Origin of the sequence: Psychrobacter sp. FME6, assembly GCF_014861365.1 — a bacterium.
Classification (GTDB): Bacteria; Pseudomonadota; Gammaproteobacteria; order Pseudomonadales; family Moraxellaceae; genus Psychrobacter.
This window is the reverse complement of the sequence record NZ_RRYW01000112.1, coordinates 1-8065: the sequence shown is the minus strand read 5'-3', so window position 1 is coordinate 8065 and position 8065 is coordinate 1. Positions and strand designations below refer to the sequence as shown.

Genomic DNA, 8065 nt, shown 5'->3' with positions numbered 1-8065 from the left:
AATTATTTTATGATATTTGTCCTGGCCATAACAGTTTTATTTTGAACTGACTATATAATAACGCCTAATATGAATAACTAAATTGGTTTTTATCCATTATTTATTGCCGCTTTAGCCGCTTGCTAATCGAGCTACTATTGTTTTTTCTCTTCTCTGTTTAGGTTACCTAACTTGTTCATCACTTTTATGTTTGTACCTCGTTTATGCCGGCCGCGCGCTCCTAAAGAAGCGTCGGCCAAACCTCCTCCGACGACACGCTATCTGAGGCGGTTGAATCGTACTAAATCAGTCTCGAGGCTATCGACGTTCATTGCGATAGCCATGATGCTACTGCCTTATCCGGCCTTTGCTGCTGATACTTTAGCAGGGCCAACAGCGGCCAGTGTCCTACTGCTCATATTTTTTGTGGTTGTGGCCATTGGTATCTCGTTTGTCTGCTCCTTAGCAGAGTCTTCACTACTCAGTATGACGCCGTCTTATATCGCTGATGTGCAAGAGAGCAATCCCAAAAAAGCAAATATGCTAAGAAAGCTAAAGGTTGATAATATCGATCAATCGTTGGCGGCTATTTTGACCTTAAATACCGTGGCGCATACGCTAGGATCTATTGGTGCTGGTGCTCAGGCCACGATTGTGTTTGGCAGTGCTTGGTTTGGGTTGTTTTCTGCGATTATGACCTTGGCGATTCTGTTTTTATCTGAAATCATTCCAAAGACACTGGGTACTTTGTATTGGCGCCAATTGAGCGGCGTCGTGGCTCACTTTGTTCGAGGTATTATCCTATTGCTTTACCCGCTCATTTGGTTCTCAGAGCGACTGACCAAACTGCTTGTGCGTGGCAAAGAGCCCCAGACATTTAGCCGTCGTGAGTTTGCCGCGCTTGCTAGTATCGGTGAAGAGTCAGGACAAATCGACCCATTAGAGTCGCGCATCATTCGTAACTTGTTGGCGTTTGGTGCCATCAAAGTCGAAGATATCATGACCCCGCGTTCAGTGATGCTATCGTTTGAAGAAAATAAAACCGTTGCTGAGTTGTTGGTTGACCGCCCAAAACTGACGTTTTCACGATTGCCGATTTATGATGGTGACTTGGATAATATTACTGGTTTTGTATTAAAAACCGATATGCTATTGGCAAAAGTTAATCACGCGGTGCATAAACCATTAACGCAGTTCAAACGAGAGATTACCTTTGTATTTTCAAAGATGAAACTCTTTGATTTGCTAGAATTTATGCTAAAAAACCGTATTCATATTGCTATTACTGTGGGTGAGTATGGCGAAGTCAAAGGACTGGTTACTTTAGAAGATGTGTTTGAAACTTTATTAGGTCTTGAAATTGTGGATGAAATTGACCGCGTGGAAGATATGCAAGCATTGGCACGACAAATGATGGACAGACGGGTAGAGCGTTTGGGTATGAAACTCAGTGATGATGAGCATCATGAAGATAATAGTAATGATGCTAAATTGTAATACAGAAGCTTAGGGCTTGGTTGATGTTCAACACATCCTAGCGTTTTAGCATTCGCAATAATTACACAGGGTGTCACATAGCTGTGAGAATTGAATGATAGGCTCACTTTATGATACAAGTATGCCATCATTCTTGACAAAGTATTTAAACAAAGCTCTAACCATCAAGAGCACAAAGAAAAATATAAAAAATGTTAGGGCATGTTGAGCATTCAATTAGGGCACTTACAACTAGGGCACTTAAAATTAAGGCACTTAAAAGAAAATATAGCTTGTCTCATTGAATGGCATAAAAAAATCAGCTGTCAATATATGACAACCACATATCATAATCAGATATGACCACCACGAAAAAGTATCGCTAAGGATTATCATGAAAGCATTATGGGAAAAAGGGCTGTTGGCTCTATTGGTGAGAAGCGCCAGCGTCACTGCAGTTATCGCAGTGGCAAGTACTGTAAGTATCAGCGCGCAAGCAGCAACCATGACCGAAGCTTTGGTGCAAAACTATGCAGCAGCAATGAAGTCATCAGCGAATAGCCAAAGTATCAACCAAGTATCACGCTTGGTGTCCGATGACGCATTGATTTCATTGTCTAGAAAGGGCAAGTCTACCAGTTTAGATAAAGACGCCTACCTTAGATTACTTCAGGATAGCTGGAGTAATACCTCTAACTATCGTTACAATATTTCTGTAGATGATGTCGTCATTACAGGCGCACAGGCCAAAGCCAATGTGACCACCAATGAGAGCTGGGTAAAAGACGGTCAAGAAGTCTCGTTTGTTACCACATCTAGAGTAACATTGACACTATCAACGGGTAATGCGGTGCTACTACGTGCGGTATCACAAGTAGCGATTAATTAGTCATTGACACGCCCTAGTCCGTAGTCCGTGCTTGATGGCGTTAAAATCTTTGACTATTAAGTTTTGATATTAATAGGCATCATGGTTTTATTGAGTGTCAGTCTTCGTCATTTAAATACGAATCCAGCTTATGAGAAATATTCTTAGATGATTATCTTTTTCTATTAGGCTGGTTTTTACGTTACATAGCATACTATACTATCAAGCAACTTTATTTCATCACTTCTTGTCGTTAGGAAAACTCCCATACCATGTCTACTGTGCTATCAAACTCTCGCTCATTTATTGCGTTGCCATTGACGCTTGCGGTATCAACTTTACTTATCAGTGCTTGTAGCAATACGTCAACGGTAAAAAACAAGGGTGCGACCAATAGCTCATCTGTCATTACCAAACGTCCTGCTAGTTCTGCTAACAAAGCCACTACCTCAACCAGCAGCGCTGATTATTCAACCGCATATTTGGATGCGGATAGCTTGGATGAACTGGCAGATTTGTTAGAAGCCACTGACATGACAATGGTCGAAGGTAATAAGCTTGTCATCCAGCAATATGGTGATTTGTGGAATCGCTTACGTGCAGGTTATCGCATGAATGGCGGTCAGCCGATGTATAATCAGCGTATCGAAGGCCAAAAAAGCTGGTTTACCAGTCGACAAGACTATCTCAACCGTTTGACTGCGCGTGCCAGTCGCTATATTTACCACACGGTACGAGAGGCTGAGCGCCGCAATATTCCAACGGAGCTTGCTTTATTACCAGTGATTGAGAGTTCTTACGATCCCAGTGGGACCAGTAGTGCCGCTGCGGCAGGCTTGTGGCAGTTTATTCCAAGTACTGGCCGAATTTATGGTCTAAATCAAAGCAGTACGTATGATGGTCGCCGTGATGTCATTGAATCAACACGCGCTGCTTATGATTTTTTGACCGCGCTGCACAATCAGTTCGGCAGTTGGGAGTTGGCATTAGCGGCTTATAATGCTGGCCCTGGCCGTGTACAAAAAGCCATTGATGCCAATGCCGCTCGTGGATTACCAACAGATTATTGGTCACTTAGATTGCCCACTGAAACCATGAACTACGTACCGCGCTTTTTGGCGGTGGCCGAAATAGTCGCCAAGCCTGAACAGTATGGTGTGTATTTACCAGCGATTGCTAACCGTCAGCATTTCCGTAGTGTGCCAGTGAATTATGGCGTGAGCATATCTGAGGTCGCACAGCTCACTGGTGTCACTTATGATGAGCTAGAAAGATTGAATACGGCGCTCACCTCTGGTCGTGTCGATTCTTCAGGTCCACAGCGTATTATCATCCCTAATGATGTGAGCCTGAATACCGATTCTAAACTAAGCGCCTTGAAGGGCAATGGTATGGGTAACGTGCTTGCATCGAGTAGCACGAGTACACCAAGCAGCACAAGCACGCCAAGTTATAATAGTAAGCCATATACGAGCTCTTCGCTGCCATCTACTGGTGGTGAGCTGGCTGAATATGCTGCTAGTGCTAGTGTCCCTCAGCAAAAAACCAGTTATATTTCTCCTTCATCATCATCGAGCAGCTCTGCTTCTAGTAGTAATACGTCAGCTCGTACGGAACCACCATTAACCTCAGCTGAAACGAAAAAAATCAATGATGAGCTAAAGAGCAGTAATAGTTTACCGACCACTTCTGCTACGATTACACAAAACAATACGATTGTCCAAGAACCACCGCTAAGTAAAGAAGAGCGCGATTTTATTGCCAATCAAATTCGTATCAGCACTCCTGAAACCAACGTGGTCAATGCGGATGGCAATATTAATCTATCAGCAGTCCAAACCCAGCAGTCTATTTTGGAAGCCAGTGGTGAAGAGAAGAAGCTGAGTTTTGCGAAAACACCAGTCAGTAAGCCGAAGCCACAAGGCACGCGTACAACCTATACGGTAAAGCGTGGTGATACTTTATCTAATATCGCCAGTCGTGCAGATGTGAGCTGGCGTGATATCGCAGAATGGAACCAAATAGATGCCAGTGCCAAGCTGTTATCTGGCAGTACCTTGTACTTATACGATGCAAAAACCATCGAACCATTGAGTACGGCGAGTAATACAGCGGCAAGCCAACCAGAGAGCTACGTGGTAAAAAGTGGCGATACGCTAATTGGGACAGCGAATCGCTTTGGTTTATCCGTCACCCAGCTAGCCACTTATAATAATCTAAGTAGCCGTGCAGACCTACTTAGAGGTCAAAAGCTATGGTTGATACCCGGTAAAGTGACTGCGCCAGCGTCGACACCTGCTGCGCCATCGACCAAACCAAAAAAATCGAGTGCAGCCACCAAAAACTATAAGGTAAAAGCAGGCGATGGCCTGATTGCCCTTGCGCGTCAGTTCAATATACCGACCAATACGTTAGCCAATCTTAATGGTATCAGTACAAGAGACTCGTTGTACGTTGGACAGGTGCTAAAAGTACCCGCCAATGTCGACTTTACTTCTACGAGCACTGCGCCTAGTAGCACTAACACTGCAAGCAATACCAGTACTTCAAGCTCAGTACCGACGACCAGTTATAAAGTTAAATCGGGTGATACCTTAATTGGTATTGCTAGTAGTGTGGGTGTTAGCCCAACAGAGCTGGCTGCAGTGAATAGCAATTTTAATGCCAAAGCTCGTTTGCAACGTGGGCAGACTATCAAAGTACCAGCGTCTAAAGAATTGGTAGACCGCCAGTTAAACGATAAAACAGTCAGCTATAAAGTAAAATCAGGGGATACTTTAACGGCTGTGGCTAGACGTTATAATATTGGTCTAAGTGACTTGGCAGCTGCAAACAATCTAAAAACCAATTCTAATCTGATACTGGGTCGCACCATCACTATTCCCGCCAGTGGTAGCGTTGCGGTTGCTGCTAGTAATACTAATCAAAGCAGTAGTACTACGGCGGCTAGTAGCAATACGACTACCGCGAGCAGTAGCGGCAAAAAGCTGGGCAATACCGAACGTTATAAAGTTAAGTCAGGCGATGGTTTGATTGCCTTAGCACGTCAATTCGGTGTTTCAGTAGCAGATTTGGCGGCGACCAATGATTTGGCGACCAATGCACAGTTGCAGCGTGGGCAGACTATTAACGTACCCAAAGCAACGGTGAGCTATACCGTTGGGTCGGGTGATAGTCTGATTGGTTTAGCCCGTAAGTATGGTGTATCAACGCAAGAGTTGGCTGAGATGAATAATATTGCCGCAAACACCATGCTACAGCGCGGTCAGCGTTTGACCGTGCCCAATCGCTAACGGACGCTTAGCAATTAATAATGGTTGATTTAGTACTGTTTAAATACGCTATCATTTTTTGACAAACCGTACATTCAAAAAATTCTAACCAAAAAAATCTGCTCTACTATTATTAATAGTAGAGCAGCTTTTTTAGTTTAAAACATCTAAATAATACGTATTGCTTAGACAGTCTGAGTTTTTATCGTTTCAAGATAACTTCTGATATTACTAACATAATGCATCGCTTGCCCATAACGGCTATTAGACGCTCTATTATTATCTAAATAGGCATAGACGTTGGCCCAGCTTTTATCATTAATACCTCGATTTCGTAATGTGCGCTGAATCCCTTTTATCGCGTTTGGCCCCATATTATAGCCCGCAAGCGCAAACCAGATACGATCAGTCTTTGGTACATCAGAAAAATCCGCTTTCATTTGCTCTAGGTAGCGCGCACCGCCGCCGATACTTTGATACGGGTCAACGCGATTTGAGACGCCCATCGCTTTAGCGGTATTGTTGGTCAGCATCATTAGTCCGCGTACACCAGTCGGTGAGACGGCATTGGCGTCAAGATGGGATTCTTGATAACCCATTGCCACCAATAATTCCCAATCATGATTATAATTACGCGCTTGCTCTTCAAAAGACGATTGATAGTCAGGCAGCTTTTCTGTTAGTGTTTTTTGAAAGTGGTCCTGACTGTAAGCGTCTTTTAACAAGCTTTGGTTGTAAAAAGCCGCAAGCTTTTGGGTGTTTTCGAGCTTGATGCTATCACATAAAAAATAACTGGCTTTTTGGGATAATGGATCATTGGGCGAGTTGAACGACCAGCTAACTTTTGGGTGCAGGCCATTTTTGGTCAAACTGGCATCGTAACCACAACTAACATTAACAGATGATAGATTGAGCTTACTCTTTAGCTGCGTACTGGCAGTCGTTAACGCCATATCCGCTTTACCTGCTCTTAAGGCTTTGAGCGCCGCTTCTTCATTCGCATAAGCTTTTAGGTCGATATCGACACCCAACTCGTCGGCATAACTACGTACCAAATCAAAGCCGAAGCCATGTTGGAAGCCATCAGTCGCAAAATAAGTGCTGTCGCCTGGGACAGCGGCGATGGTCAAGGTGTTTTCCAGCATGACATTATCATAGGCTGGCACCTGCGCACTCATGGTCGTCAAACTCTCAGCAGGTAATGAGAGTAGGGCTATACTAGAGACTTGTGCCAACTTTTTGGTTTTGGCAAAGCGAGCCGATGGATTGGGGGTAACGGATGAAACGATGTTACTTTTAGTGTTTGGTAGGCGTTTAGATGGACGTAATAAATAAGAAATACGACGTCTGGCCCCTTGCGCAGATACTTTCACACGATAAGTAATACGCTGCATGGATGTCTCCTGATTTTAGCCATCCTGCTTACCGTAAAATGTCTGTGAGTGCGCTGATAATCAAACAGCACTCAACGAGTAACATTTTAGATAACACTACGCTTTTAAATAATAAGTGCAGCATTATCTTGTTTAATCATAGTGCCACCAACATACGCTTATAAGCGTTAGTGGTAAGTTTTACAATTGGCTATCTATCGGCGTATTTACTTAATACTTAAGAGTATCAATGTAAATTTCTTAAAAGTCTCATTTAAAGTGTTTTGACCAAATTCTGGACGCACAATAATACGAAGGATATAAATCAGATGATTCCTTCATCGACGATAGATAGAGCTATTGCAAAAACAACTATGCATTAAACATAGGTAAGGTCATGAATAAGTTAATGAAACAAAGCCATAGATCAGTTGGGCAACATCATTACTATTTAGTATTAACAGATATCGATACTAATATAGTCGTTCAACTTTCACTACGCTAATATCAACAACGACTCACTCTGTAAAGGGTAAAAGTAGAGTAGTGGTTAATGATATCAATTGTTCAGCAATAAAATTCAGTAAAACGTCGTACTTGATAGCCCATGAGTTATATCTCAAAATACTATCCATCAGATGCTACTAAACCATTATTGCGACACTACAATCGCTGAATGCTGTTATATATAATGCTATATACCGCGTTGCTAAACATATTACTCATAAAGAATAATGAGGTTTTGAGCAGTTATCATCGTTTAGTGCCATAACCGGAAGCTATAATAATGGGAAGTTTCATGACAAAACATTCTTTCTTACAGGGGTAATATGTAGTTACTCATTGTATTATTCAAGTAGAATTAAGAAAATAGCGATAAAACTTAACAATTAGCCTATAAACGGTAAAATTTGGCAAAGTTATAAACTTTCAATCAAAAAATAACTAAGAAATTTGAAGCAGTACCGTAGCGTTTTTAAAGTATTTTAACTAGGGCGTGTTGAACATTCATAATTTCAGCCAGATATAAGCGCAAGCGAGAGCGACCGTATTCTCATAACTCTGCTTGAGCTTATCAAATCTGGTGGCAACTGCCC

General features: G+C 42.5%; 4 protein-coding genes and 1 pseudogene. 3 read left to right on the top strand and 2 right to left on the bottom strand.

Annotation, left to right across the window (positions count from 1 at the left end; all coding sequences use genetic code 11):
* Window positions 1–186: 186 nt before the first annotated feature.
* From EI162_RS12455 to EI162_RS12445, 3 genes are all read left to right on the top strand, one after another.
* Entirely contained in the window at window positions 187–1476 is a 1290-nt protein-coding gene (locus EI162_RS12455; protein ID WP_192524656.1) for a CNNM domain-containing protein, read from the top strand.
* 373 nt (window positions 1477–1849) lie between these two features.
* Window positions 1850–2344 carry a hypothetical protein gene (locus EI162_RS12450; protein WP_192524655.1) on the top strand — a complete coding sequence of 165 codons (495 nt, stop codon included), beginning with the start codon at window positions 1850–1852 and terminating at the stop codon, window positions 2342–2344.
* 251 nt (window positions 2345–2595) lie between these two features.
* Window positions 2596–5616: a LysM peptidoglycan-binding domain-containing protein gene (locus EI162_RS12445; RefSeq protein ID WP_192524654.1), complete on the top strand. Its 3021-nt coding sequence runs from the start codon at window positions 2596–2598 to the stop codon at window positions 5614–5616.
* Window positions 5617–5780: 164 nt separating this feature from the next.
* Here the strand turns inward: EI162_RS12445 and EI162_RS12440 are convergent, their stop codons facing one another.
* Both EI162_RS12440 and EI162_RS12435 read right to left on the bottom strand, forming a co-directional pair.
* A complete protein-coding gene (locus EI162_RS12440) occupies window positions 5781–6989 on the bottom strand; it encodes a transglycosylase SLT domain-containing protein (RefSeq protein ID WP_192524653.1) in 1209 nt (402 codons plus the stop codon).
* Window positions 6990–7976: 987 nt separating this feature from the next.
* Window positions 7977–8065: pseudogene (locus tag EI162_RS12435) on the bottom strand (IS5/IS1182 family transposase); the annotation flags it as partial.